23 protein-coding genes and 2 tRNA genes are annotated in these 25,272 nt (G+C 67.5%); 20 read left to right on the top strand and 5 right to left on the bottom strand.

The features are described 5' to 3' along the window. Positions 1 to 77: 77 nt before the first annotated feature. From MELE44368_RS25275 to MELE44368_RS25265, 3 genes are all read left to right on the top strand, one after another. A complete protein-coding gene (locus MELE44368_RS25275; protein WP_128110974.1) occupies positions 78 to 686 on the top strand; it encodes a mycothiol-dependent nitroreductase Rv2466c family protein in 609 nt (202 codons plus the stop codon). 103 nt (positions 687 to 789) lie between these two features. Continuing rightward, entirely contained in the window at positions 790 to 1,263 is a 474-nt protein-coding gene (locus MELE44368_RS25270; RefSeq protein ID WP_164890227.1) for a ribose-5-phosphate isomerase, read from the top strand. 2 nt (positions 1,264 to 1,265) lie between these two features. Further along, positions 1,266 to 2,060 carry an Fpg/Nei family DNA glycosylase gene (locus MELE44368_RS25265; protein ID WP_128110972.1) on the top strand — a complete coding sequence of 265 codons (795 nt, stop codon included), beginning with the start codon at positions 1,266 to 1,268 and terminating at the stop codon, positions 2,058 to 2,060. Between the two features lie 91 nt (positions 2,061 to 2,151). Here MELE44368_RS25265 and MELE44368_RS25260 read toward each other — a convergent pair whose 3' ends face one another. Both MELE44368_RS25260 and MELE44368_RS25255 read right to left on the bottom strand, forming a co-directional pair. Next, on the bottom strand, positions 2,152 to 2,898 hold the full coding sequence (locus MELE44368_RS25260; protein WP_128110971.1) for a DUF1542 domain-containing protein: 747 nt from the start codon (positions 2,896 to 2,898) through the stop codon (positions 2,152 to 2,154). 78 nt (positions 2,899 to 2,976) lie between these two features. Then, positions 2,977 to 3,050, bottom strand: a tRNA-Gly gene (locus tag MELE44368_RS25255). A gap of 119 nt (positions 3,051 to 3,169) precedes the next feature. On the opposite strand from MELE44368_RS25255, the gene MELE44368_RS25250 reads away from it, so the two are divergent. The 6 genes from MELE44368_RS25250 to clpX all read left to right on the top strand — a co-directional run bounded on the left by MELE44368_RS25250 (position 3,170) and on the right by clpX (position 8,057). After that, positions 3,170 to 3,243 (top strand) — tRNA-Pro (locus MELE44368_RS25250). A gap of 39 nt (positions 3,244 to 3,282) precedes the next feature. Continuing rightward, on the top strand, positions 3,283 to 4,725 hold the full coding sequence (gene tig / locus MELE44368_RS25245) for a trigger factor (RefSeq protein ID WP_128110970.1): 1,443 nt from the start codon (positions 3,283 to 3,285) through the stop codon (positions 4,723 to 4,725). A 30-nt stretch (positions 4,726 to 4,755) separates the two neighbouring features. Then, positions 4,756 to 5,418: an ATP-dependent Clp protease proteolytic subunit gene (locus MELE44368_RS25240; protein WP_276051193.1), complete on the top strand. Its 663-nt coding sequence runs from the start codon at positions 4,756 to 4,758 to the stop codon at positions 5,416 to 5,418. After that, complete coding sequence (locus tag MELE44368_RS25235) at positions 5,415 to 6,059, top strand: ATP-dependent Clp protease proteolytic subunit (protein WP_128110968.1); 645 nt, start codon at positions 5,415 to 5,417, stop codon at positions 6,057 to 6,059. Before MELE44368_RS25240 ends, MELE44368_RS25235 begins: the two co-directional genes overlap by 4 nt. Before the next feature lie 102 nt (positions 6,060 to 6,161). After that, on the top strand, positions 6,162 to 6,461 hold the full coding sequence (locus MELE44368_RS26810; RefSeq protein ID WP_164890224.1) for a hypothetical protein: 300 nt from the start codon (positions 6,162 to 6,164) through the stop codon (positions 6,459 to 6,461). A 315-nt stretch (positions 6,462 to 6,776) separates the two neighbouring features. After that, the gene (gene clpX, locus MELE44368_RS25230) at positions 6,777 to 8,057 is read left to right on the top strand and encodes an ATP-dependent Clp protease ATP-binding subunit ClpX (protein ID WP_128110967.1); all 1,281 of its coding nucleotides are present in this window, start codon (positions 6,777 to 6,779) and stop codon (positions 8,055 to 8,057) included. A 15-nt stretch (positions 8,058 to 8,072) separates the two neighbouring features. Here the strand turns inward: clpX and fdhD are convergent, their stop codons facing one another. Then, the gene (gene fdhD / locus MELE44368_RS25225) at positions 8,073 to 8,909 is read right to left on the bottom strand and encodes a formate dehydrogenase accessory sulfurtransferase FdhD (RefSeq protein ID WP_128110966.1); all 837 of its coding nucleotides are present in this window, start codon (positions 8,907 to 8,909) and stop codon (positions 8,073 to 8,075) included. 107 nt (positions 8,910 to 9,016) lie between these two features. On the opposite strand from fdhD, the gene MELE44368_RS26805 reads away from it, so the two are divergent. The 6 genes from MELE44368_RS26805 to MELE44368_RS25200 all read left to right on the top strand — a co-directional run bounded on the left by MELE44368_RS26805 (position 9,017) and on the right by MELE44368_RS25200 (position 15,202). Beyond that, positions 9,017 to 9,163 (top strand): hypothetical protein, encoded by a 147-nt coding sequence (locus tag MELE44368_RS26805; RefSeq protein ID WP_164890226.1) that lies wholly within the window; start codon positions 9,017 to 9,019, stop codon positions 9,161 to 9,163. A gap of 338 nt (positions 9,164 to 9,501) precedes the next feature. Continuing rightward, positions 9,502 to 11,451: a 2-oxoacid:acceptor oxidoreductase subunit alpha gene (locus tag MELE44368_RS25220; RefSeq protein ID WP_128110965.1), complete on the top strand. Its 1,950-nt coding sequence runs from the start codon at positions 9,502 to 9,504 to the stop codon at positions 11,449 to 11,451. Beyond that, positions 11,448 to 12,518, top strand: a complete 1,071-nt coding sequence (locus MELE44368_RS25215; RefSeq protein ID WP_128110964.1) for a 2-oxoacid:ferredoxin oxidoreductase subunit beta — start codon at positions 11,448 to 11,450, stop codon at positions 12,516 to 12,518. Before MELE44368_RS25220 ends, MELE44368_RS25215 begins: the two co-directional genes overlap by 4 nt. A gap of 10 nt (positions 12,519 to 12,528) precedes the next feature. After that, positions 12,529 to 13,119, top strand: a complete 591-nt coding sequence (mobA, locus tag MELE44368_RS25210) for a molybdenum cofactor guanylyltransferase (protein WP_128110963.1) — start codon at positions 12,529 to 12,531, stop codon at positions 13,117 to 13,119. Between the two features lie 1,058 nt (positions 13,120 to 14,177). After that, a complete protein-coding gene (locus MELE44368_RS25205; RefSeq protein ID WP_128110962.1) occupies positions 14,178 to 14,498 on the top strand; it encodes a transglycosylase family protein in 321 nt (106 codons plus the stop codon). A gap of 206 nt (positions 14,499 to 14,704) precedes the next feature. Beyond that, positions 14,705 to 15,202 (top strand): transglycosylase family protein, encoded by a 498-nt coding sequence (locus tag MELE44368_RS25200; protein ID WP_128110961.1) that lies wholly within the window; start codon positions 14,705 to 14,707, stop codon positions 15,200 to 15,202. Here MELE44368_RS25200 and MELE44368_RS25195 read toward each other — a convergent pair. Beyond that, a complete protein-coding gene (locus MELE44368_RS25195) occupies positions 15,168 to 15,782 on the bottom strand; it encodes a VOC family protein (protein ID WP_128110960.1) in 615 nt (204 codons plus the stop codon). The two genes, MELE44368_RS25200 and MELE44368_RS25195, sit on opposite strands and share 35 nt — an antisense overlap. Continuing rightward, on the bottom strand, positions 15,779 to 16,951 hold the full coding sequence (locus MELE44368_RS25190; protein WP_128110959.1) for an FAD-dependent oxidoreductase: 1,173 nt from the start codon (positions 16,949 to 16,951) through the stop codon (positions 15,779 to 15,781). Before MELE44368_RS25190 ends, MELE44368_RS25195 begins: the two co-directional genes overlap by 4 nt. Before the next feature lie 141 nt (positions 16,952 to 17,092). On the opposite strand from MELE44368_RS25190, the gene MELE44368_RS25185 reads away from it, so the two are divergent. The 5 genes from MELE44368_RS25185 (at position 17,093) to folC (ending at position 25,253) form a co-directional block, all read left to right on the top strand. Beyond that, positions 17,093 to 19,078 carry a S9 family peptidase gene (locus MELE44368_RS25185; RefSeq protein ID WP_128111036.1) on the top strand — a complete coding sequence of 662 codons (1,986 nt, stop codon included), beginning with the start codon at positions 17,093 to 17,095 and terminating at the stop codon, positions 19,076 to 19,078. Between the two features lie 10 nt (positions 19,079 to 19,088). After that, on the top strand, positions 19,089 to 20,345 hold the full coding sequence (locus MELE44368_RS25180) for a saccharopine dehydrogenase family protein (RefSeq protein WP_128110958.1): 1,257 nt from the start codon (positions 19,089 to 19,091) through the stop codon (positions 20,343 to 20,345). Between the two features lie 88 nt (positions 20,346 to 20,433). Then, complete coding sequence (locus MELE44368_RS25175; RefSeq protein WP_128110957.1) at positions 20,434 to 21,030, top strand: DUF937 domain-containing protein; 597 nt, start codon at positions 20,434 to 20,436, stop codon at positions 21,028 to 21,030. A 123-nt stretch (positions 21,031 to 21,153) separates the two neighbouring features. Continuing rightward, on the top strand, positions 21,154 to 23,823 hold the full coding sequence (locus tag MELE44368_RS25170; protein ID WP_128110956.1) for a valine--tRNA ligase: 2,670 nt from the start codon (positions 21,154 to 21,156) through the stop codon (positions 23,821 to 23,823). Then, entirely contained in the window at positions 23,820 to 25,253 is a 1,434-nt protein-coding gene (gene folC / locus MELE44368_RS25165) for a bifunctional tetrahydrofolate synthase/dihydrofolate synthase (protein WP_128110955.1), read from the top strand. Before MELE44368_RS25170 ends, folC begins: the two co-directional genes overlap by 4 nt. Positions 25,254 to 25,272 lie beyond the last annotated feature (19 nt).

Below are 25,272 nucleotides of genomic sequence, written 5' to 3'. Positions count from 1 at the left end.
CGAGGGGGGAACACATCGCACGACGGCACGGTTGTCAGGATGGGACCCTGCTCATCTCGCGCCCGGAAGGATTCGTTATGGCCGAAAAGTCCGTCGCCGGTTTCTGGTTCGATCCCCTCTGCCCCTGGTGCTGGATCACCTCGCGGTGGATTCTGGAGGTCGAGAAGGTCCGCGACGTTGAGGTGAACTTCCGCGTCATGAGCTTGGCGATACTCAACGAAGGCCGCGATGTGCCCGACGAGTACCGCGAGGCGATGAAGAAGGCGTGGGGACCGGTGCGGGTCGCCATCGCCGCCGAGCAGGCCAAGGGCCGCGAGATTCTGGGACCGCTGTACACCGCGATGGGCACCCGCATCCACAACCAGGACAACAAGGACTTCGATGCGGTGATCAAGGAGTCGCTGGCCGAGGTGGGTCTGCCTGCCGAACTGGCCGAAGCCGCCGACACGGACAAGTACGACGAGGCGCTGCGCAAGAGCCACCACGAGGGCATGGACGCCGTCGGCGATGACGTCGGCACCCCCACCATCCACGTCAACGGGGTCGCGTTCTTCGGCCCGGTGCTGTCGAAGATCCCGCGCGGCGAGGAAGCCGGCAAGCTGTGGGACGCCTCGGTGACGTTCGCGTCGTATCCGCACTTCTGGGAACTCAAGCGCACCCGTACCGAGCCGCCGACCTTCGACTGATCGCGGGCTCCGGCGCTTCGCGAGACGTACACCAGGGTCGTTGAGACGCCCAAGATCACGACCCTCATGTCGATTTCGCGAACGCCGAAGTAGGGTGACCGCCATGCGCGTCTACCTGGGAGCCGACCATGCCGGCTTCGAACTCAAGCAGGCCATCATCGAGCACCTGCGCAACAACGGGCACGAGCCGGTCGACTGCGGCGCGTTCGTCAACGACCCCGACGACGACTATCCGGCGTTCTGCATCGCGGCCGCCGAGAAGACGGTCGCCGACCCAGGCAGCCTCGGCATCGTGCTCGGCGGGTCGGGCAACGGCGAGCAGATCGCGGCGAACAAGGTGCCGGGCGCGCGGTGCGCACTGGGCTGGAGCGTGGAGACCGCCGAGTTGGCGCGTCAGCACAACAACGCGCAGCTGATCGGCATCGGCGGGCGCATGCACACGGTCGAAGAAGCGTTGGCCATCGTCGACGCGTTCATCAACACGCCGTGGTCGAATGCCGAACGGCACCAACGCCGTATCGACATCCTCTCCGAATACGAGCGCACCCACGTCGCGCCGCCCGTGCCCGGCGCCTAGGAATGCCAGAAGGTCATACCCTGCACCGGCTGGCCCGGCTGCATCAGCGCCGGTTCGCCCGCGCGCCGGTGCTGGTGTCCAGTCCGCAGGGCAGGTTCGCCGACGGCGCCGCCGCGGTCAGCGGCCGGGTGCTGCGGAAGGCCAGCGCGTGGGGCAAGCACCTGTTCCACCACTACGAGGGCGGCCGCGTGGTGCACGTGCACCTCGGCTTGTACGGGACCTTCACCGAGATGCCGCTTCCGATGCCGCTGCCGGTCGGCCAGGTGCGGATGCGGATGATCGGCGCGGAGTACGGCACCGACCTGCGCGGGCCGACGGTGTGCGAGGTGATCGAAGAGGCCGAGATCGACGACGTGATCGCCCGGCTGGGCCCCGACCCGCTGCGCCGCGACGCCGACGGTTCGCCGGCATGGGAGCGAATCCGTAAGTCGCGCAGGGCGATCGGTTCGCTGTTGATGGACCAGACGGTGATCGCGGGCGTGGGCAACGTGTACCGCAACGAGCTGCTGTACCGCCATCTGATCGACCCCTACCGCCCGGGCACGCAGATCGACGAGTCGGAGTTCAAGGCGATGTGGACCGATCTCGTCGCGTTGATGAAGGTCGGCTTCCGGCGCGGCAAGATCATCGTGATCCGCCCCGAAGACGATCACGGCGCGCCCGCGTACGGTCCCGACCGGCCCCGCACCTACGTCTACCGGCGTGCGGGCGAGCCGTGCCGGATCTGCGGGACCGAGATTCGTACCGCGATGATGGAGGGCCGCAACGTGTTCTGGTGCCCGACCTGCCAGACGTAGGTTCCCCTCCGGCGAGCAGACGCGAAAACCCCCGTATTCGCCCTTATTTGGGGGATTTCACGTCTGCTCGCGGGAAAAACCGGCCCCCGAACTAGAAGCCGCCGAAGTCGCCGAAGTCGCCGCCGAAATCCCAGCCGCCACCGTCGCCGCCGTCGCTGGCGAAGTCACCTTGCCCCTGATCGAAGCCTTGGTCGTAGCCCTGCGCGAAGCCCTGCTCATACCCGGTGCCGTGCATGCCCGAGAACAGCGCGTCGAACAACAGCACCGAGCCGAGGCCCCACGCGCCGGCCACCAGGGCCGGCTTCCACCACGGTTCGGAGTACCAGCCGGCGGGCACGGGACGGCCGGCGACCTGACCGCCGGGGTAGTAGTTCGGGGTGCGCTCCGAGGGCGTCGGCGACGCCTCGATCTCGCGGCCCTGGAAGTTGACGCGACGGGTTTCGGTCACGACGCCCGCCGAGCGTTGCCCCGCCAGCGTCTCCAACTCCGGTCCCGGGTCCATGCCCATCGCGATGCGCGCGGCGCGCACGTAGTACATGCCTTCCAGCGCGCTCTCCTTGGCGAGCGCGGCCTGCCGCACGGTGGTGGCCTGTTCGATCTGCGAGCCGGCGGCGGTGTATCGCTCCGAGGCGTCGGCCAGCGCCTGCTTGGACGCCTCAACGGTGCCGGTGAGGCTGATGACCTGGCCGCCGAGGCGTTCGATGACCCGACGCGCGTCGGCCTTGGCGTCCTCCAGCGCGGTCGCGTTGCGCCTGTCCGAGGCCTTCATCGCCGCGTACACCAGCACGCCGAACGCGACGATGACGAGCACGACCAGCACCAGCAGCACGCCGTTCATGGCATTCACCCTACCGACGGAAGGGGCCGGTCGACCGGCCCGAATCGCGCTCTCAGCGGAGCGCGCCCGGGCCGGGTTTGGAGCGGGCGACGGGAATCGAACCCGCGTCGCTAGTTTGGAAGACTAGGGCTCTACCATTGAGCTACGCCCGCATGTGCAGCACAAGACTGTACCGGCGGCACCGGAATCAAATCCAATTAAAGGCATCGCGTGTCCAGCCCGTAGTATCTCGCGTGGTCGTTCTGTGTTTTCAGAGGACGGCCGATGGGCGCGGGGTGTAGCGCAGCTTGGTAGCGCATCCGCTTTGGGAGCGGAAGGTCGCAGGTTCAAATCCTGTCACCCCGACTGCAACGTGAACCGGACCAAACTTGAAGGAGCAGGAAAGTGAAGAGCACCGTCGAGAAGTTGAGCCCGACGCGGGTTCGCATCAACGTGGAGGTGCCCTTCACCGAGCTCGAGCCGGAGTTCGACCGCGCGTTCAAGCAGTTGGCCAAGCAGGTGCGGCTGCCCGGCTTCCGCCCCGGCAAGGCGCCGCGCAAGCTGCTGGAGGCCCGCGTCGGCCGTGAGGCGATGCTGGACCAGGTGGTCAGCGAAGCCCTGCCGGGCCGCTACTCCGAAGCGGTGACGTCATCGGACGTGAGCCCGCTCGGGCAACCCGACATCGAGATCACCAAGAAGGAGTACGGCGAGAACCTGGTGTTCACCGCCGAGGTGGACGTGCGGCCCGACATCGAGCTGCCCGATCTCGACAGCCTGACGATCACCGTGGACCCGATCGAGGTGACCGACGAGGAGGTCGACGCCGAACTGCAGTCGCTGCGCGCGCGCTTCGGCACGCTCAAGGGCGTCGACCGCGCCGCGCAGACCGGCGACTTCGTCTCCATCGATCTGTCCGCTTCGATCGACGGCAAGGAACTGCCCGAGGCCGCGACTGAAGGTCTGTCGCACGAGGTCGGTTCGGGACAGCTGGTCGAGGGTCTCGACGAGGCGATCGTCGGGCTCAAGGAAGGCGAGAGCCGCGTCTTCACCACCAAGCTGGCCGCCGGCGAGCACGCGGGCAAGGAGGCTCAGGTCACCGTCACCGTCAAGTCGGTGAAGGAACGGGAACTGCCCGAGCCCGACGACGAATTCGCGCAACTGGCAAGCGAATTCGACACCATCGACGAGCTGCTCAACAACCTTCGGGAACAGGTGCGGCGCAGCAAGCGCGTCCAGCAGGCCGAGCAGATCCGCGACAAGGTGTTGGAGACCCTGCTCGAGCAGGTCGAGGTGCCGCTGCCGGAGAAGATCGTGCAGGCCCAAATCGACGACACCCTGCACAGCGCGATCCACAGCCTCGACCACGACGAGGCGCGCTTCGCCGAGATGCTCGAGAGCCAGGGCAGCAGCCGCGAGGAGTTCGACGCCGACAACCGCAGCAACGCCGAGAAGGCGATCAAGACCCAGCTGCTGGTGGACACGATCGCCGACAAGCTCGACGTCCAGGTCGGCCAGAACGACCTCACCGAGCGCCTGGTGCTGATGTCTCAGCAGTACGGCATGGAGCCGCAGCAGCTGCTGCAGGCCCTGCAGCAGAACAACCAGCTGCCGGCGATGTTCGCTGACGTGCGTCGTGGCCTGGCCGTGGCCGCCGTCGTGCAACGCGCCACCGTCACCGACACCGAGGGCACCGTCATCGACACCACGGAGTTCTTCGGCCGCCCGGGTGACGGCGCCGAGGACGAGGCCGCGACGGAAGGGGAAGCCCCAGCCGACGAGAAAGCCGACGAGAAAGCCGACGAGAAAGCCGACGAGAAAGCCGACGAGGAACCCGCCGACGCCAAGTGACGCTGTGAGCGAACGCGGCCCCTCTGGGGACTGCGCGACGCCCCTGGTTCGTTAGTGTCGTGGGAACGAGACTTTGACAGAAAGCAGGTACCAGTCGTGACTGACATGCGGTCGAACGGCCACGGGCTCAACCTCGTCGACTCGGTGTATGAGCGGTTGCTGTCCGAGCGGATCATCTTCCTGGGGTCGCAGGTGGACGACGACATCGCGAACAAGCTGTGCGCGCAGATTCTGCTGCTCGCCGCCGAGGACCCCACCACGGACATCCACCTGTACATCAACTCACCCGGTGGCTCGATCAGTGCCGGCATGGCGGTCTACGACACGATGGTGCTGGCGCCGTGCGACATCGCCACCTATGGCATGGGCATGGCCGCGTCGATGGCGCAGTTCCTGCTCGCCGCCGGGACCAAGGGCAAGCGGTACGCGCTGCCGCACGCCCGGATCCTGATGCACCAGCCACTCGGCGGTGTGACGGGCAGCGCCGCGGACATCGCCATCCAGGCCGAGCAGTTCGCGGTCATCAAGAAGGAAATGTTCCGGCTCAACGCCGAGTTCACCGGCCAAACCATCGAACGCATCGAAGCGGACTCCGATCGCGACCGCTGGTTCACCGCACAGGAAGCGCTCGAGTACGGGTTCGTCGACCACATCATCACCCGCGCCAGCATCAACGGAGTGTCGCCATCATGAGCCAGACCGATCCCCGCCTACGCCCGCAGGCCCGCTACATCCTGCCGTCGTTCATCGAGCATTCCAGCTTCGGCGTCAAGGAATCCAACCCGTACAACAAGCTCTTCGAGGAACGCATCATCTTCCTCGGCGTGCAGGTCGACGACGCGTCGGCCAACGACATCATGGCCCAGTTGCTGGTGCTGGAGTCGCTGGATCCCGACCGCGACATCACCATGTACATCAACTCGCCGGGTGGCTCGTTCACGTCGCTGATGGCGATCTACGACACCATGCAGTACGTGCGCGCCGACATTCAGACGGTGTGTCTGGGCCAGGCGGCGTCGGCGGCGGCGGTGCTGCTGGCGGCCGGTACGCCGGGCAAGCGCCTCGCGCTGCCCAACGCCCGTGTGCTGATCCACCAGCCGGCGCTGGCCGGGGTCATCCAGGGCCAGTTCTCCGATCTGGAGATCCAGGCCGCCGAGGTGGAGCGGATGCGCACCCTGATGGAGGCGACGCTGGCCCACCACACCGGCAAGACGCCCGAGCAGATCCGCAAGGACACCGACCGCGACAAGATCCTGACCGCCGAGGGCGCCAAGGAGTACGGGATCATCGACACCGTCCTGGAGTACCGCAAGCTCTCGGCGCAGACCGCCTGAGCCCGGCGCGGATGAATCGCGCCGATTGACGCTGCCGCAAACCCCGCGTATGGCACTCTTTTACGGCAGCCATTCGGGGGGTCAGACGGCAGGGGGGCCGTGATGTTGGCGGGAAAACGACTTGGTGCCGTCGTGGCCGCGTGCGCGACGGGGATGGTGGTCCAGCTGGCGTCGCCGGCGCTGAGCCACGCAGATGAGGTGTGTCCGGAGGGAACGTATTGGGACGTCTACACCAACCAGTGCATTCCGTATTCCGCCGTCGACGTGTACCTGAACCCGACCCCGATCCTGGGCCCGAACCCGGTGGTGGGTCCCGCGGGCCCCGTCGGTGTCGGCGGGGTGGTGGGTCCGGTCGGTCCCGGTCCGGCGGGGCCGGGCCCGGTCGGTCCGGGTCGGCGCTGAGCCGAACGCTTGTTGTGTGGGTGACGTAGCTCGCGGTGGAGATTCGCTCGGCGACGGGTACTTTGGTTGCGGACGGCTCCGAAGAGGTAACGGCGGCGACACGCCAGGGACACAGTGCGCGTTCCACACAGTTATCCGGGTGGTCAGACGATATGTTGGCGCGACAGGCAAATACCACGGACGCGATTCGGCATTATCAGTCGCCCCGTACGGGAACAAACGGGTAGCGTCGGGTCCATTCCCCCGGGAAACCCGATACGAACCCCATAAGAGAAGAATCAGTACCGACTGCGAGGAAAGTAGGACCCCACCACCATGGCGCGCATTGGAGACGGCGGTGACCTGCTGAAGTGCTCGTTTTGTGGCAAGAGTCAAAAGCAGGTCAAGAAACTCATTGCGGGCCCAGGGGTCTACATCTGCGACGAGTGCATTGACCTCTGCAACGAGATCATCGAAGAGGAACTCGCCGACGCCGACGACGTAAAACTCGACGAGCTGCCCAAACCGGCCGAGATCCGGGAATTCCTCGAGGGCTATGTCATCGGTCAGGACAACGCCAAGCGCACGCTGGCGGTCGCGGTGTACAACCACTACAAACGGATTCAGGCGGGGGAGAAGACCCGCGATTCGCGTTCCGAGCCGGTCGAGCTGGCCAAGTCCAACATCCTGATGCTCGGGCCGACCGGCTGCGGCAAGACCTATTTGGCGCAGACGTTGGCCAAGATGCTCAACGTGCCGTTCGCGATCGCCGACGCCACCGCGCTGACCGAGGCCGGCTACGTCGGTGAGGACGTCGAGAACATTCTGCTCAAGCTGATCCAGGCCGCCGACTACGACGTCAAGCGGGCCGAGACCGGCATCATCTACATCGACGAGGTCGACAAGATCGCCCGCAAGAGCGAGAACCCGTCGATCACCCGCGACGTCTCCGGCGAGGGTGTGCAGCAGGCGTTGCTGAAGATCCTGGAAGGCACGCAGGCGTCGGTGCCCCCGCAGGGCGGGCGCAAGCATCCGCACCAGGAGTTCATCCAGATCGACACCACCAACGTGCTGTTCATCGTCGCGGGTGCGTTCGCGGGCTTGGAGAAGATCGTCTCCGACCGCGTGGGCAAGCGCGGCCTGGGCTTCGGCGCCGAGGTGCATTCGAAGGCCGAGATCGACACCCAGGACCACTTCGCCGAGGTCATGCCCGAGGACCTGATCAAGTTCGGGCTGATACCGGAGTTCATCGGCCGCCTGCCGGTCGTGGCGTCGGTGACGAACCTGGACAAGGACTCGCTCGTGCAGATCCTGTCCAAGCCCAAGAACGCGCTGGTGAAGCAGTACACGCGCCTGTTCGAGATGGACGGCGTCGAGCTCGAGTTCACCGACGAGGCGCTGGAGGCGATCGCCGATCAGGCCATCCACCGCGGCACGGGTGCCCGTGGTCTGCGCGCCATCATGGAGGAAGTCCTGCTGCCGGTGATGTACGACATCCCCAGCCGCGACGACGTCGCCAAGGTGGTCGTCACCAAGGAGACCGTGCAGGACAACGTGCTGCCGACCATCGTGCCGCGCAAGCCTTCTCGTACCGAACGCCGCGACAAGAGCGCCTAGAGCGGGGCGGCTCCGCTAGCGCACCACCCGGTCCGGCCTGGTGTAGACGTTCATCGAATCACCGCGCAGGAACGCCACCAGCGTCAGACCCGACTGGCTGGCGAGGTCGACGGCCAGCGACGACGGCGCCGACACCGCGGCCAGCACCGGGACACCGGCCATCACCGCCTTCTGCGTCAGTTCGAACGACGCGCGACCGCTGACCAGCAGCACCGTGCCGCCCAGCGGAATCCGGTCCTGCTCCAAGGCCCATCCGATCACCTTGTCGACGGCGTTGTGCCTGCCGATGTCCTCACGCACCGCGAGCGTGGCGCCGTCGGTGTCAAACAGCGCCGCACCATGGAGCCCGCCGGTGCTGGCGAAGACCTTCTGCGCGTCGCGCAGCAGGGCGGGCAGCTTGGTCAGGGTTTCCGCGCTGACGGTCGACGGGTCGTCGCCTGGACAGTGTCGGCTGCTCAACTGCACCGCTTCCAGCGAGGCCTTGCCGCACACGCCACACGACGACGTGGTGTAGAAGTTGCGGGTCACGTCGACGTCGGGCATCGCGACGTCGGGCGCCAACGTGACGTCGAGCACGTTGTAGGTGTTGGCCGCCACGCCCGAACCGTCGGGCGTGGCGCCTTTGCAGTACCGCACGGTCAGCACGTCGTCGCGGTAGCCGATCACCCCTTCGGTGAGCAGAAATCCTTGCGCCAATTCGATATCTGATCCGGGTGTCCGCATGGTGACGGTGACGGGCGTGCCGTTGACCCGGATTTCCAGCGGCTCCTCGACCACCAGCGTGTCCGGCCGGGCGACCGTGTCCGCCGCGGTGATGTGTTGCACCCGGCGCCGGGCGGTGACCCGTCCCATCAGGCATTCTCCGGTCGCAGGTGGCTCGAGGGCATGTGCCCAGCCTAGGACGAAGGTCACGCGCGTCGAACTCGCCGCGGTCGCGACGACGCGGCACAATGGTCGACGTGGATTCTGAAACCGCAACGAAGGCACGAGTTCGCGTGTGGCGTGATCCGCTCTCGGCCGGATTCCGCGCGCATCAGAGCCTGCTGCTGCTCCGGTTGCGCTGGCACGAGCGGCGCGCCGCGGCCACGGCCGACCGGCTCAATTAGCCCACGCGCTGCGACGATCGCCTACCCACGACCGGCGTGCCGGCCCGTCGCTTACTGCCGAGTAACCATTTTCTTAGAAAACGTGGCCGCCTCGGGGTGACGAAAAGCACAGTTTTGTCTCATCCCGCGGCCCCGCACACATGTGAGCTGGGCGTTTGGGCTACTCTGGTCCACGTGTCGTGGGCGGGTCCGGTAAAGGCATACCTAAGGAAAGTGCAATAATCGGTACTGGCAGTGACATAAAAAATTTGGGTGGACGTCTGACAGCGCCGGGTCACGCCGGCGGCGACGCGAACGACGTTCGTCGGTATCGACCCACAAACTAGAGAGGCAGGGGAGTGGGGGCCAACGGCAACGGCGCAAGTGCAGGAAATCGGCAGAAGCTGGAGAAGGTCGTCATCCGGTTCGCCGGCGACTCCGGCGACGGTATGCAGCTCACCGGTGACCGGTTCACCTCCGAGGCCGCGCTGTTCGGTAATGACCTTGCCACGCAACCGAATTACCCTGCCGAGATCCGCGCCCCCCAAGGCACGCTGCCCGGTGTTTCGTCGTTCCAGATCCAGATCGCGGACTACGACATCCTCACCGCGGGCGACCGCCCGGACGTGCTGGTCGCAATGAACCCGGCCGCCCTCAAAGCAAACGTTTCGGACCTGCCCCGCGGCGGGCTGATCATCGCCAACTCCGACGAGTTCACCAAGCGCAACCTGGCCAAGGTCGGCTACGAGTCCAACCCGCTGGAAAGCGATGAGCTGTCCGACTACGTCGTGCAGGCCGTCCCGATGACCACGCTGACACTGGGTGCGGTCGAGCCCATCGGCGCGTCGAAGAAGGACGGGCAGCGCGCCAAGAACATGTTCGCCCTCGGCCTGCTGTCGTGGATGTACGGCCGCGAACTCGACCACAGCGAGGCGTTCATCCGCGAGAAGTTCGCCCGCAAGCCCGACATCGCCGAAGCCAACGTGCTGGCGCTGAAGGCGGGCTGGAACTACGGCGAAACCACCGAGGCGTTCGCCAGCACCTACGAGGTGGCCCCGGCGAAGCTGAAATCCGGTGAGTACCGCCAGATCTCGGGTAACACCGCGCTGGCGTACGGCATCATCACCGCCGGCCAGCTGGCGGGCATCCAGGTGGTGCTGGGCACCTACCCGATCACGCCGGCGTCCGACATCCTGCACGAGCTGTCCAAGCACAAGAACTTCAACGTGCTGACCTTCCAGGCCGAGGACGAGATCGCAGGCATCGGCGCGGCAATCGGCGCGTCCTACGGCGGCGCGCTGGGCGTCACCAGCACGTCGGGCCCGGGGATCTCGCTGAAGTCCGAGGCCATCGGCTTGGCCGTGATGACCGAGCTGCCGCTGATCGTGATCGACGTTCAGCGCGGCGGCCCCTCCACCGGGCTGCCGACCAAGACCGAGCAGGCCGACCTGCTGCAGGCGATGTTCGGGCGCAACGGCGAGTCACCGGTGGCGATCGTCGCGCCGCGCTCGCCCTCCGACTGCTTCGACGTGGCCATCGAGGCCGCGCGCATCGCGGTCACCTATCACACGCCCGTGATGATCCTGTCCGACGGCGCGATCGCCAACGGCTCTGAGCCGTGGCGCATTCCGGACGTCAGCACGTACCCGGCCATCACGCACGCCTTCGCCAAACCCGATGAGCCGTTCCAGCCGTACGCCCGGGATCCGGAGACGCTGGCGCGGCAGTTCGCCGTTCCCGGCACGCCCGGGCTGGAACACCGCATCGGCGGCCTGGAGGCGGCCAACGGTTCGGGCAACATCTCCTACGAGCCGAAGAACCACGACCTGATGGTGCGGCTGCGGCAGGCCAAGGTGGACGGCATCAAGGTGCCCGACATCGAGGTCGACGACCCGACCGGTGACGCCGAGCTGCTGATGCTGGGGTGGGGCAGCAGCTACGGCCCGATCGGTGAGGCGTGTCGACGCGCCCGCCGCCGTGGCGTCAAGGTCGCGCAGGCGCACCTGCGCAACCTCAACCCGCTTCCGGCCAACCTGGGTGAGGTGCTGCGGCGCTATTCCAAGGTCGTGCTGCCGGAGATGAACCTCGGCCAGCTGGCGCTGTTGCTGCGCGGCAGGTATCTGGTCGACATCCAATCGGTGACCAAGGTGGAAGGCATGGCGTTCCTGGCCGACGAGGTGGAGGGCATCATCGATGCCGCGCTGGAAGGAACGCTGGGCGACAAGGAAAGTGACAAGACCAAGTTCGCGCGGCTGGCGGCGGCGACCGTCGAAGCAGTTGGCGCGACTGGTGTGGGAGCGAACGCATGACAGATCTGGTTGGAGCTGATCTCGGCCTGACGTCGGGCACCAGCGGGGTGCCCACGACCGACCAGCCGCAGAAGGGCAAGGATTTCACCAGCGACCAAGAGGTCCGGTGGTGCCCGGGGTGCGGTGACTACGTCATCCTCAACACCATCCGCAACTTTCTCCCGGAACTGGGTCTGCGTCGCGAGAACATCGCGTTCGTCAGCGGCATCGGCTGCTCGAGTCGCTTCCCGTACTACCTGGAGACGTACGGGTTCCACTCCATCCATGGCCGGGCGCCCACCATCGCCACCGGGCTGGCGCTGGCGCGCAAGGACCTCTCGGTGTGGGTCGTCACCGGCGACGGCGATGCGCTCTCGATCGGTGGCAATCACCTGATCCATGCGCTGCGCCGCAACGTCAACATCACGATCCTGCTGTTCAACAACCGGATCTACGGGCTGACCAAGGGCCAGTACTCGCCGACGTCGGAGGTCGGCAAGATCACCAAGTCGACGCCGATGGGCTCACTGGACTATCCGTTCAACCCGGTGTCGCTGGCCTTGGGCGCCGACGCCACGTTCGTCGGCCGCGCGTTGGACTCCGACCGCAAGGGGCTCTCCGAGGTGCTGCGGGCGGCCGCTGCGCACCGCGGCGCGGCGCTGGTCGAGATCCTGCAGGACTGCCCGATCTTCAACGACGGCTCGTTCGATGCGCTGCGCAAGGAGGGCGCCGAGGAGCGCCTGATCAACCTCACCCACGGCGAGCCGGTGATCTTCGGCGCCGACGGCGAGTACTGCGTGGTGAAGTCCGGCTACGGGCTCGAGATCGCCAAGACCGCCGACGTGTCCGCCGAGGAGATCGTGGTGCACGACGCGCATCTGGAGGACTCGGCGTACGCGTTCGCGCTGTCGCGGCTGTCCGAGGAGAACCTCGAGCACATGGTGATGGGCGTCTTCCGACAGGTGAGCAAGCCGACCTACGACGATGCCGCACGCCAGCAGGTCGCGGTCGCCCGTAGCGAGAAGGCGCACGACACGGCCGCGCTTCAGTCACTGCTTCGGGGCAAAGACACCTGGACAGTCGACTAACGTCTCACCCATGACGACGACCGCAGGTCTGGCCGCGATCATCTTGGCGGGCGGGGCTTCTCGCCGGATGGGCCGGGACAAAGCCACCCTTCCCTGGGACGGCGCCACCCTTGTCGAGCACATGGTGAGCATCGTCAAACCCCGCTGCGAGCCGGTGTTCGTCGTCGCCGCGCCGGGACAGGCGCTTCCGGAACTCGACGCCGAGGTGCTGCGTGACGAGGCCCGAGGTTACGGTCCGCTGTTGGCGACCGGGCGCGGGCTGCGCGCCGCCGCGGAGGCCGGTGTCGAGCTGGCGTTCGTCTCGGCGGTGGACCTGCCCCTGCTGACCGTCGAGCTCATCGACCAACTGGTCGCCCCTGCGGTGGCGCTGGGCGCCGACGTGGTGCTGCCCTGGGACGGGCGCACGCACTACTTGGCCGGCATCTACCGCACCTCGCTGGCCGACCGGGTGGACGCGCTGGTGGCGGCCGGCGAACGCAGCATGCGTGCGTTGGCGAACACCGTCGACACGCAGCGCGTCGTCATGTCGCGGCAGCGCGCGTTGACCAACGTCAACACCCCCGCGGATTTGGCCGCGGTGCGCTCTCGGCAAATTGCGTAGCAAATTACTTTAGTTTCAATTAACCATTTGTAGCGGCCGGAATTGAATTCCGCGCCGGCAATTACGTCGGCAACTCGTCGTAATATGCGTCCGATGGTGCGGACCCGTGTGCACAAGGGCTTCGCCGCCCCCTGTCCGGTGCGACTCGAAACTTGGTCCGGTGCATACGGTTTCGAATTCGGCAAGTGACAATGGTCCTCAATTCGGTCACAATTGGTCACGAATTTCGGTCTGGGACAGCGGCGAAACCGCACGCTCCGGTGTCGACGGACGCATCCCATCGGCCGATCGCCTGGTTGGTGACAGGGCGCACGTGGCCGCGGCGGGTGCAGACGCCGCGGTTCGACGCGACCTGCAAGATCTGAACCATGTTGGGATCCCCGGCTTTTCATTCCGTGGCGTCGCGTCTCCCGGGGTTGTCGTCGCAGCAGGTGGCCCGGACGCGAGAACGGCTCGTCTGAGCCGAAAATCCCTCTATGACACCATCTTTGGACCCAAACCTGCCTGCTCCCGCTGCGGGGCACGGCCAGCGAACCCGTTTCGCCAGTTGGGTGGTCTGCATCGGTGTGAAACGCGATGTGGTGCGGTTGAGAGCCGATTTCAGGGCCCGCGTACCCGAAATCTGCGCACATACTCGTGCTCCACGTCACAAAATCATGGTGAGTTGGCTCACGAAATCATGCTGACCGCCGGCTTCTGAGATGTCCGTCGGCACGGTGAGTTACCTGCACAGACATCGGGAAAATGCCGTCGTGATCTGTCCGTGATCATTCCGCGACACGTCCTTCACCGATATGACTTCCGCCGATTCGGTTTGTACGGTCCCAAACGGCTTCACATGGAGCAAATAATTTCAAAACCCACGAACCTGCGCGTGAGTGGGGCCGCCGGACGAGACCACACCACCGGCGGCCGCCGGGCGGTCACGTCCGGCGAGGCTTCGGCCTTCCGCTGTCGCACCCGACCGAGACGGTGCGGCCCATCTCGACGCCTGAAGAGGCGCTTACACCCGCGTGTCCCGCGGGTGTTGGTGGTGCGTGCTTGGCGAAAGGAACGAAGTGAAGAACATCCGCAAGACGTTTGGCCTGGCCACCATCGCCGGTGCGCTCGCTGTGGCTCCGATGGCGCTGGCGGGCACTGCCAATGCGGACAGCGTGAACTGGGACGCCGTGGCGGCCTGCGAGTCGGGCGGCAACTGGTCCATCAACACCGGTAACGGCTACTACGGCGGCCTGCAGTTCAGCCTGGGGACCTGGCGGTCCAACGGCGGTTCGGGCATGCCCCACCAGGCCAGCAAGTCTGAGCAGATCCGCGTCGCGGAGAACGTGCTGCAGTCGCAGGGCATCGGCGCGTGGCCGAGCTGCGGCCGACGCGGCTGATTACGACAGACGTAGGGGACGGCGCCGGTGTAAGACCGGCGCCGTCTCTTCTTTCTCAGAGGCCTCTTACATCAGTTAAGTAACGAATAAAACTTTTGACACTCACGTAACAGGTGACCTTCCTCACCCGACACACGGGATAACCGCAGCGGAGAGCAGCTCTTCACGCGGGCCTGGTGTCAAACGGTCGGGGAAGGACCGCAGTGATGAACATTCGTAAGGCAGTTACCAAGGGTTTGTGGGCCATCGCGATCGCCGGAGGCCTGGCCGTCGTGCCGATGGCCGTGTCGACGCCCACCGCCGCGGCTGAGTCGGTCAACTGGGACGCCATCGCCGAGTGCGAGTCCGGCGGCAACTGGTCGATCAACACCGGTAACGGTCACTACGGCGGACTGCAGTTCAAGCAGTCGACCTGGACGGCCAACGGCGGCGTCGGCAACCCCGCGCACGCGTCCCGCGCAGAACAGATCCGGGTGGCCGAGAACGTTCTGCGCACCCAGGGGCTGAAGGCCTGGCCGAAGTGCGGGCCCCGCGGCGCCACCCCGGCGGTGTGGACCAACGCCGGTGTCCCGGCCGCGCCGGCCACTCCCGTCGCCACCGGCTGCGCCGCGATGCCCACCAGCGGCCTGCTCGGCTTCGTCAACCCGCGCCAGATGTGCACCGCCCTGCTCAACCCGCTGGGCGCCCTGGGCGTGACACGCTGAACTCGTTGCCCTGGGGATCGACGAACAGCCCGCCGGGCCCACGCAGCGCGGCGAAGCCGGCGGGTTCGGTCCGAAGCGTCCACTGCCAACGATTGGGCACCGCCCGTTCGTCGGTCACCCGGACGAACTTCCAGATCAGCGATTCCCAGCCTGCCGAGCCGTAGAGCCAGCGCGGGGTGCCGTCGGGCGCGTCTCTGACGTCGGCGCCGACCACCGCCGCCCACCACGCGGCCAGTTCCTCGGGACGGTCGCTGTCGGTGCACACGGCGAACACCCGGGCCGCGGCCGTGCCCTCCGGCGCGGGGTCGGGAAACGCGCAGAACTCGTTGCCCTCCACGTCGGCGAGGGTGACCCAGCCGGAATGCTCGGCCAACAGCCGCGCGCCGCAGTCCAACAGCGCGGTGACGTCGCGGGCGTAGACATCCAGGTGCACGCGGTTCTTCACGGTTTTGGGCCGCTGCTGACGGCGAAACGACAACAGCCCCCGCTGGGCGTCGCGGCCCAGCACGTCGGCCCAGAACGCCTCGACGGCACACGGATCGGCGGCCTCCACCGACAGGGCGCCCAGCGCGGTGCTCACGCCGGTTGTACGTCCCGTTCACCGGGCAGCCGGAACGCCGCCCGCGCCGCGACGGCGGCCATGTGTTTGGTCAGCATTCGTTCGGGCATCAGCACCGAGGAGCGGCTGGCCAGCGTGCTCAGGACCGCCGGACGCATGTTGAGGACAACGCCGAGCAGTTTGGACTCCCGCACCAGCGAGCGCACGCGTGGGCGACGGAACGCCACGAACCTGGCGAACGCGTTCGAAACGCCGTCGTCGGCGCCGTCGACGAACCTCGCGAGGATCGCGGCGTCCTCGAGCCCCTGGCAGCCGCCCTGACCCAGATGCGGGCGCATCGGATGAGCGGCGTCGCCGACAAGCACCACCGGACCGCGTGACCACTGCCGCGCGTCGTCGCGGTCGTAGAGGTCGTTGCGCAGGACGCCGCGGGGGTCGGTGGCGGCCAGCACCCGCGGAATCGGGTCGGCCCAGCCGTCGAACCGGGATCGCAGATAGGCCAATTCACCGTCGGGTGCCTGTCCGCCCTCGGGTGTGCGCTCGGTGGCGAACCAGTAGGTGCGGTCGGTGCCGAGCGGGACGTGGCCGAACTCGACGGCGGGTCCGAGGACCTCACCGGCGACGTCCGGGTCGATCGCGCAGTCGGCCACCCCGCGCCAGGCCGTGTATCCGACGTAACGGTTCTTCAGCGGGCCGTCGAGGTGGCGCGCCACCATCGAATGTGTGCCGTCGGCGCCCACCACAGCGTCGGCACGAAGCGTCGCCGAGTCCGACAACGTCACCCGCACGCCGTCGCCCGTGGGTACCAGCGCTTGCGCGGACACGCCGGTGCGCAGGCTCCCGTCCGCGAGCGCGCCGGTCAGCACCGCGGTCAACGCGGACCGGCGGATCACCACCAGCGGTTCGCCGAGTGCCTTGACGATCCGCTGCGGCGACGGGTGGCGCAGCCAGGTGCCGTCACGCCAGCGCACCGCGCCGGCGGTCACCCTTCCGCCGGCCTCGCGCACCGCATCGCCCAGGCTCAGTTCGTCGAGCGCGGCCAGCGCGTTGGGCCAGATGGAGATGCCCGCGCCCGACGACGTGTCGATGCGTTGCTCGACGAGCGTGACGTCGTGGCCGTGTTGCTGGAGCGCGATGCCGGTCGCCAAACCCGCGATGCCGGCGCCGATCACCACGATCCGTTTCGCCACCCGATGAACGTAGCGCGTGACCCGGCGACTCTTCTCGTCCATTTCTGCGCCATGGCTGTGATGTCGGTCAGGCCGCAACGATGGCGCAGATCTCGACGGCTTTTCGCGACGGGGTTGTGCTACGAACAGGGCATGACCGCGATGTCCACCACGCCGTTCGAGGATCTCGACGACTACATCGCGCTGCCGCGCGTGTCCGGCCTTGCGGTGTCACCCGACGGAACCCGCGTCGTGACGACCATCGCCGAGCTCAACGACAAGCGCACCGAGTATCTCTCCGCGGTGTGGGAGCTGGACCCCGCGGGCAGGCAACCCGCGCGGCGGCTGACGCGTGGTGCCAAGGGCGAGTCGTCGCCGGCTTTCGCCGCAGACGGTGACCTGCTGTTCATCGCCGTGCGGCCCACCGAGGACGACGACAAGCCGCCCGCGGCGTTGTGGCGGTTACCGGCCGCCGGTGGCGAGGCGTTCCAGGCGCTGGAGCTGCCCGGCGGGGTCGAGGCGATAGCGACCGCGCGGGAGGTCGATGTGGCGGTGGTGCGCGCACCGATGTTGCCGTCGGCGCGCACCGTCGACGACGACCGCCGGCTGCGCGAGCTCCGCAAGGACAACAAGGTCTCCGCCGTCCTGCACACCGGTTATCCGATCCGCCGCTGGGACAAAGACATTGGGGTCGACCATCCCCATCTGTTCGGCCTCGGGGCCGGCGGGGACGACCCGAAGGACCTCACCGGGGCGCCGGGGGGAGCGCTGCGCGAGGCACAGTTCGATGTCAGCCCGGACGGCCGATTCGTCGTGACCACCTGGCAGCAGCCCGCGCCCGGGGCGTCGGCCCATTCGGTGCTGGTGCGGGTCGACACCGACACCGGCGAGCGCACCGTGATCGCCGACGAGCCCGACGCCGACCTGTGGAGCCCTGCGATCGCCCCGGACGGCTCGGCGGTCGCCTATGTTCGGGAGTCGTATTCGACACCGGAGAAGGCGCCGCGAATCACGTTGGGCTGCTTGCGTTTCGGTGGGCAGCATGAAACGGTCGCGTCGGACTGGGACCGTTGGCCGGCCTCGCTGACGTGGTCGCGCGACGGGTCGGCGTTGATCGTCACCGCCGACCAGGACGGGCGCTGCCCGGTGTTCTCCGTGGGCCTCGCCGACGGTGCGGTGACCCAGTTGACGTTCGACGACTACGCCTACACCGATGTCAGGGCCGCACCCGACGGAGTGCTCTACGCGCTGCGCAGTTCCTATGCCGCGCCCCCGCATCCGGTGCGCATCGACCCCGACGGCGCGGTCACGGAGTTGCCGTGTGTGCCCGCGCCGCGGCTGCCGGGGCAGCTGATCGAGGTCGAGGCGACCGCGCCCGAGGGCACCAGGGTGCGGTCCTGGCTGGTGCTGCCGGACGGTGACGGGCAGGCACCGCTGCTGCTGTGGATTCACGGCGGCCCGCTCAGCAGCTGGAACTGCTGGTCGTGGCGGTGGAACCCATGGCTGCTCGCCGCGCGCGGTTATGCGGTGCTGCTGCCGGATCCCGGGCTGTCCACCGGCTACGGCCAGGACTTCATCCAACGGGGCTGGGGCGCGTGGGGTGATGCGCCGTTCGACGACCTGATGGCGGCCACCGACGCCGCCTGCGCGCACCCGCGCGTCGACGCTTCGCGGACAGCGGCGATGGGCGGATCGTTCGGCGGGTACATGGCCAACTGGGTCGCCGGGCACACCGACCGGTTCGACGCCATCGTCACCCACGCCAGCCTGTGGGCACTCGATCAGTTCGGCGCCACCACGGACTCGGCCTACTACTGGGTGCGGGAGATGACCCGTGAGATGGCGGACACGTACTCGCCGCACCGACACGTCGAGAAGATTCGCACCCCGATGCTGGTGATCCACGGTGACAAGGACTATCGCGTGCCGATCGGCGAAGCGCTTCGGCTGTGGTACGAGTTGCTCACTGACTCCGCTCTGCCCGCCGCCGACGACGGCACCAGCGCACACCAGTTCCTGTACTTCCCCTCCGAGAACCACTGGGTGCTGACCCCGCAGCACGCCAAGCTCTGGTATCAGGTCGTCACCGCGTTCCTGGCCCGCCACGTGCTGGGCGAGGGGGTCGAGCGGCCCGAAGCCCTCGGGTAGCGTCGCCGTCATGAGCGCAGCGCAGCGAGAATTCGACATCGTTCTGTACGGGGCAACCGGATTCGTCGGCAAGCTGACGGCCGAGTATCTGGCCGCGGCGGGCGCGGACGCCCGCATCGCGCTGGCCGGCCGATCGGAGACCAAGCTGCTCGCGGTGCGGGACTCGCTACCGGAGCCGGCGCGGTCATGGCCACTGATCACCGCTGACGCGTCGCAGCCGTCGTCGCTGAACGCGATGGCGGCTCGCACCCAGGTGGTGGTGACCACCGTGGGGCCCTACATCAAATACGGGTTGCCGTTGGTGGCGGCGTGCGCGGCCGCGGGCACCGACTACGCCGACTTGACCGGTGAGCCGATGTTCATCCGGCAGAGCATCGACCTCTACCACAAACAGGCCATGGACACCGGTGCCCGCATCGTGCACTCGTGCGGATTCGACTCCGTCCCTTCGGATCTCACTGTGTTCGCGCTGTACCGCAGAGCGCAGCAGGACCAGCGGGGACAGCTCACCGACACCAACCTGGTGGTGCGGAAGTTCGCCGGGGGAGTGTCCGGCGGCACGGTCGCGTCGATGTTGGAGGTGATGCGCACCGCGTCCTCGGACCCGGACGCCAGGCGGTTGATGGAGGACCCGTACACGTTGACCGAGGACCGCTCCGCCGAACCGGAGCTCGGCGCGCAGCCCGACATGAGATGGCGCCGCGGCGCGGAGATCGCCCCGGAGCTGAAGGGATACTGGACCGGGCCGTTCGTCATGGCCATGGTCAACACCCGAATTGTCCGGCGCAGCAACGCCTTACTCGACTACGGCTACGGAAGGCGCTTCGAATACGGTGAGCAGATGAGCGTGGGCCGCTCGGTCGCCGCACCGGTGGCCGCGGCCGTGGCGGCGGGCAGCAACGCCGCCGCGATGGCACTGGGCAGCCGGTTCTTCCACCGGCTGCCGGGCAGGCTCGTCGAGCGCGTCGTGCCCAAACCCGGCACCGGACCGAGCGAGCGCGTCCGCGAGCGGGGCCACTACACGGTCGAGACGTACACCACCACGACGACGGGCGCGCGATACAAGGCCACCATGTCCCAGCAGGGTGACCCGGGTTACAAGGCCACCTCGGTGTTGCTCGGGGAGAGCGGCCTTGCGCTCGCCCTCGATCGGGACCGGCTCTCGGACCTGCGTGGTGTGCTGACCCCGGCCGCGGCGATCGGCGATGCGTTGCTGGCCCGCTTTCCCGGTGCGGGGGTGTCGCTGGAGACCGTCCGGCTGGCCTGAGCCGGCTGCGCCAAAGGCGTCCGGCACCCCGATCAACTGCATTACTGTCGGCAGATACACACGCTCGGGGGACGAAGGTGGATACGCGATGGCCGGCCTCGACGAACTCTTCAATCAGATTCCCACCCAGGAGATCGCCGCCAGACTGGGCGCCGACGAGAACGAGGTGAACAACGCCGTCCACACCCTGGTGCCGGTCCTGGTCGGAGGATTGCAGCAGAACGCGCAAGACGCCGGGACCGCGTCCACCATCGAGTCCGCGGCCACCAACCACGCGGCCAGCGGCCTGCTGGATGGCGGGGTCAGCGTCGAGCAGGTCGACGAGGCCGACGGCTCAAAGGCCGTCGCGCGGATCTTCGGCGGCAACGACACCACCCAGGTCGCGTCGGCCCTGGCCGGTGGCGGCGCAGGCAACAGTGAACTGATCCAGAAGCTGTTGCCGATCCTGGCTCCGATCGTGCTTGCCTATATCGGCAAGCAACTGTCGAAGGGGTCCGCCGAACCGCAGGCTCAGCAGTCCGGCGGCGGCGGGCTCGCCGACGTGCTGGGCGGCATCCTGGGCGGGGCCGGCGGTGGTGGCGGCGGCAACAATCCGCTGGGCAGCATCCTCGGCAGCGTGCTGGGCGGCAACCAGGGCGGCGCACTCGGCGACATCCTCGGCGGGCTCTTGGGCGGCAAGAAGTGACTTTTCGCCGGTGAGCAGACGCAGACGGGGCCTGCGGAGGCCCCAGGTCGGCACTTGCGCGTCCGCTCGGCGCCGGTCAGGCCCACCGGGCTCGCATCGGCCGGCTCTTCCTAGAATTGCGGGGTGACCTCAACCCCTCGTCGCGCCGCCGATCCCGGCGTTGAAGCTTTGCCCAAGTCGTGGGACCCGGGCGCGGTGGAGTCTGACCTCTACGAGGGTTGGGTCAGGGCCGGCTACTTCACCGCCGATGTGAACAGCACCAAGCCCGCCTATTCGATCGTGCTGCCGCCGCCGAACGTGACCGGCAGCCTGCACATGGGCCACGCGCTCGATCACACGCTGATGGACGCGCTCACCCGGCGCAAGCGGATGCAGGGGTACGAGGTGCTGTGGCTGCCCGGGATGGACCACGCCGGGATCGCCACCCAGTCCGTGGTCGAGAAGCAGCTGGCCGCCGAAGGCAAGACCAAAGAGGACTTCGGCCGCGAGCTGTTCATCGACAAGGTGTGGGACTGGAAGCGGGAGTCCGGCGGCACCATCCAGGCACAGATGCGCCGCATCGGCGACGGGGTGGACTGGAGCCGCGACCGGTTCACCATGGACGAGGGGTTGTCGCGCGCGGTCCGCACGATCTTCAAGCGGCTCTTCGACGCGGGCCTGATCTACCGCGCCGAACGGCTGGTCAACTGGTCACCGGTGCTGGAGACCGCGGTCTCCGATCTCGAGGTGAAATACGAGGACGTCGAGGGCGAGTTGGTGTCCTTCCGCTACGGGTCGCTGTCCGACGACGAGCCGCACATCGTGGTGGCCACCACCCGGATGGAGACCATGCTCGGCGACACCGCGATCGCCGTGCACCCCGACGACGAGCGCTACCGCCATCTGGTCGGCAAGAAGTTGCCGCATCCGTTCCTCGACCGCGAAATCGTCATCGTGGCCGATGAACACGTCGACCCGGAGTTCGGCACCGGCGCGGTCAAGGTCACCCCGGCCCACGATCCCAACGACTTCGAGATCGGCATGCGGCACGGGTTGCCGATGCCGACGATCATGGACACCAAGGCCCGGATCACCGACACCGGAACGCAGTTCGACGGCATGGACCGGTTCGAGGCCCGGGTGAAGGTGCGCGAGGCGCTGGCCGCCCAGGGTCGCATCGTCGAGGAGAAGCGGCCCTATTCGCACAGCGTCGGCCACTCCGAACGCAGCGGCGAGCCGATCGAACCCCGGTTGTCGCTGCAGTGGTGGGTCAAGGTCCATGATCTGGCCAAGGCCGCCGGTGACGCGGTGCGCAACGGCGACACCGTGATTCATCCCAAGAGCCTGGAGCCACGTTGGTTCGCGTGGGTGGACAACATGCACGACTGGTGCATCTCGCGCCAATTGTGGTGGGGGCACCGCATCCCGATCTGGCACGGCCCCAACGGCGAGATGGTGTGTGTGGGTCCCGATGAGACCCCGCCCGACGGCTGGGAACAAGACCCCGACGTGCTGGACACCTGGTTCTCCTCGGCGCTGTGGCCGTTCTCCACGATGGGTTGGCCCGACCACACGCTGGAGCTCCAGAAGTTCTATCCCACAACCGTTCTGGTCACCGGCTACGACATCCTGTTCTTCTGGGTGGCCAGGATGATGATGTTCGGCATGTTCGTGGCCAACGATGACGCGATCACGGACTACGGCAAACGCGGGCCGCAGGTGCCGTTCAAGAACGTCTTCCTGCACGGCCTCATCCGCGACGAGTTCGGCCGCAAGATGAGCAAATCGCGCGGCAACGGCATCGATCCGCTGGACTGGGTGGAGAAGTTCGGCGCCGACGCGCTGCGGTTCACGCTGGCCCGCGGCGCCAGCCCCGGCGGCGACCTGTCCATCGGTGACGACCACGCCCGCGCGTCGCGCAACTTCGCCACCAAGCTGTTCAACGCCACCCGGTTCGCGCTGATGAACGGGGCCGCACCGGCACCCCTCCCGGATGCCTCCGAGCTGACCGACGCCGACCGCTGGATTCTGGGCCGGATGGAGGCGGTGCGCGCCGAAGTGGACGCCGCGTTCGACGGCTACGAGTTCAGCCGAGCCTGCGAAGCGCTCTACCACTTCGCGTGGGATGAGTTCTGCGACTGGTATGTCGAGCTCGCCAAGGTGCAACTGGGACAAAAGGAGCACGCCGCTCACACGACAGGGGTGCTGGCCAAGGTCTTGGACACGTTGCTGAAGCTGCTGCACCCGGTGATGCCGTTCGTCACCGAAGTGCTGTGGAAGACGCTCACCGGCGAGGAGTCGCTGGTGGTGGCCGACTGGCCGGAACCCAGCGGCTTCGCGTTGGACCCCGACGCCGCGCAGCGCATCGCCGATATGCAGAAGCTGATCACCGAGGTGCGCCGGTTCCGCAGCGACCAGGGCCTCAACGACCGGCAGAAGGTGCCGGCAAGGCTGACCGACATCGACAAGGCCGACCTGACCGCGCAGGTGCCGGCGATCAGCGCGTTGGCGTGGCTGACCGCCGCCGCCGACGCGTTCACCCCCACGGCCGCGATCGAGGTGCGGCTCTCGAGGGGCACCGTCACTGTCGAGGTGGACACCTCGGGCAGCGTCGACGTCGCCGCCGAACGGCGCCGTCTGGAAAAGGACCTTGCCGCCGCGCAGAAGGAATTGGCCAACACCACAAGCAAACTCGGCAACGAGGCATTTCTCGCCAAGGCGCCCGCCGAGGTGGTCGACAAGATCCGCGGACGCCAACGGCTGGCCGAAGAGGAAGTGGAACGCATCACCGCGAGGCTCGAGTCGCTGAAATGACCGATCCGGCGGAAGCGCCGCAGCCGGACCCCGATCCGACACCGGACGAGGTGGCGGCACTGCTGCAAGTCGAGCACCTGCTCGACCAGCGTTGGCCCGAAACGAAACTCGAGCCGAGCACCACCCGCATCTCGGCGTTGATGGAGCTGCTCGGATCGCCGCAGCTGAACTACCCGTCGATCCATATCGCGGGCACCAACGGCAAGACATCGGTGGCGCGCATGGTGGATGCTCTGCTGACGGCGCTGCATCGGCGTACCGGACGGACCACCAGCCCGCACCTGCAGTCGGCCGTGGAGCGCATCGCGATCGACGGCAAGCCCATCACCCCTGCGCAGTACGTGGCGACCTACCGTGAGATCGAGCCGTTCGTGCAGCTCGTCGACGAGCAGTCGGCGAAGACCGGCGGGCCCGCGCTCAGCAAGTTCGAGGTGGTCACGGCGATGGCGTTCGCCGCGTTCGCCGACGCACCGGTCGACGTGGCGATCGTGGAGGTCGGCCTCGGCGGCCGCTGGGACGCCACCAACATCGTCAAGGCGCCCGTCGCCGTCGTCACCCCGATCGCGGTGGACCACGTCGACTACCTCGGCGGCACCGTCGCCGAAATCGCCGGGGAGAAAGCGGGAATCATCACCAAGCAGGACGACGACCTGGTGCCCACCGAGACCGTGGCCGTCATCGCGCGCCAGACCCCCGAGGCGATGGAGGCGCTGCTGCGCCAAGCCGTGCAGGCCGACGCCGCCGTCGCACGTGAGGACTCCGAGTTCGCCGTGCTCGGCAGGCAGGTCGCCGTCGGCGGCCAGCTGCTGGAACTGCAGGGCCTCGGCGGCGTGTACTCCGACATCTACCTGCCGCTGCACGGTGAACATCAAGCCCACAACGCGGTGGTCGCCCTCGCCGCCGTCGAGGCGTTCTTCGGTGCGGGCGCAGAGCGCCAACTCGACGTGGACGCGATCCGCGCCGGTTTCGCCGCGGTCACCAACCCGGGTCGGCTGGAACGAATGCGCAGCGCGCCAACGGTGTTCATCGACGCCGCGCACAACCCGGCCGGGGCGTCGGCGCTGGCGCAGGCGCTCACCGAGGAATTCGACTTCCGCACCCTGGTCGGTGTCGTCTCGGTCATGGGGGACAAGGACGTCGACGGCATCCTGACCGCGCTCGAGCCGGTGTTCGACCAGATCGTGGTGACGCACAACGGTTCGCCACGCGCGCTGGACGTCGCGGGGCTGGCGCTGCGCGCCGAGGAGCGGTTCGGCCCGGAACGGGTCGTCACCGCCGCCACCCTGCCCGACGCGATCGAGACGGCGACGGCGGTCGTGGAGGAGTCGGCCCAGGACGGCGAGTCGTTCGGCGGTGCGGGCATCGTGATCACCGGTTCGGTGGTGACGGCGGGGGCGGCGCGGACGCTGTTCGGAAAGGACCCCGAGTGAGCCAACCACCCGACCCGTG

The sequence above is a fragment of the Mycolicibacterium elephantis DSM 44368 genome (assembly GCF_004014805.1).
GTDB classification, from domain to species: domain Bacteria; phylum Actinomycetota; class Actinomycetes; order Mycobacteriales; family Mycobacteriaceae; genus Mycobacterium; species Mycobacterium elephantis.
Note: the sequence above shows the minus strand (reverse complement) of the source record. Positions and strands in the feature narration are given on the sequence as shown.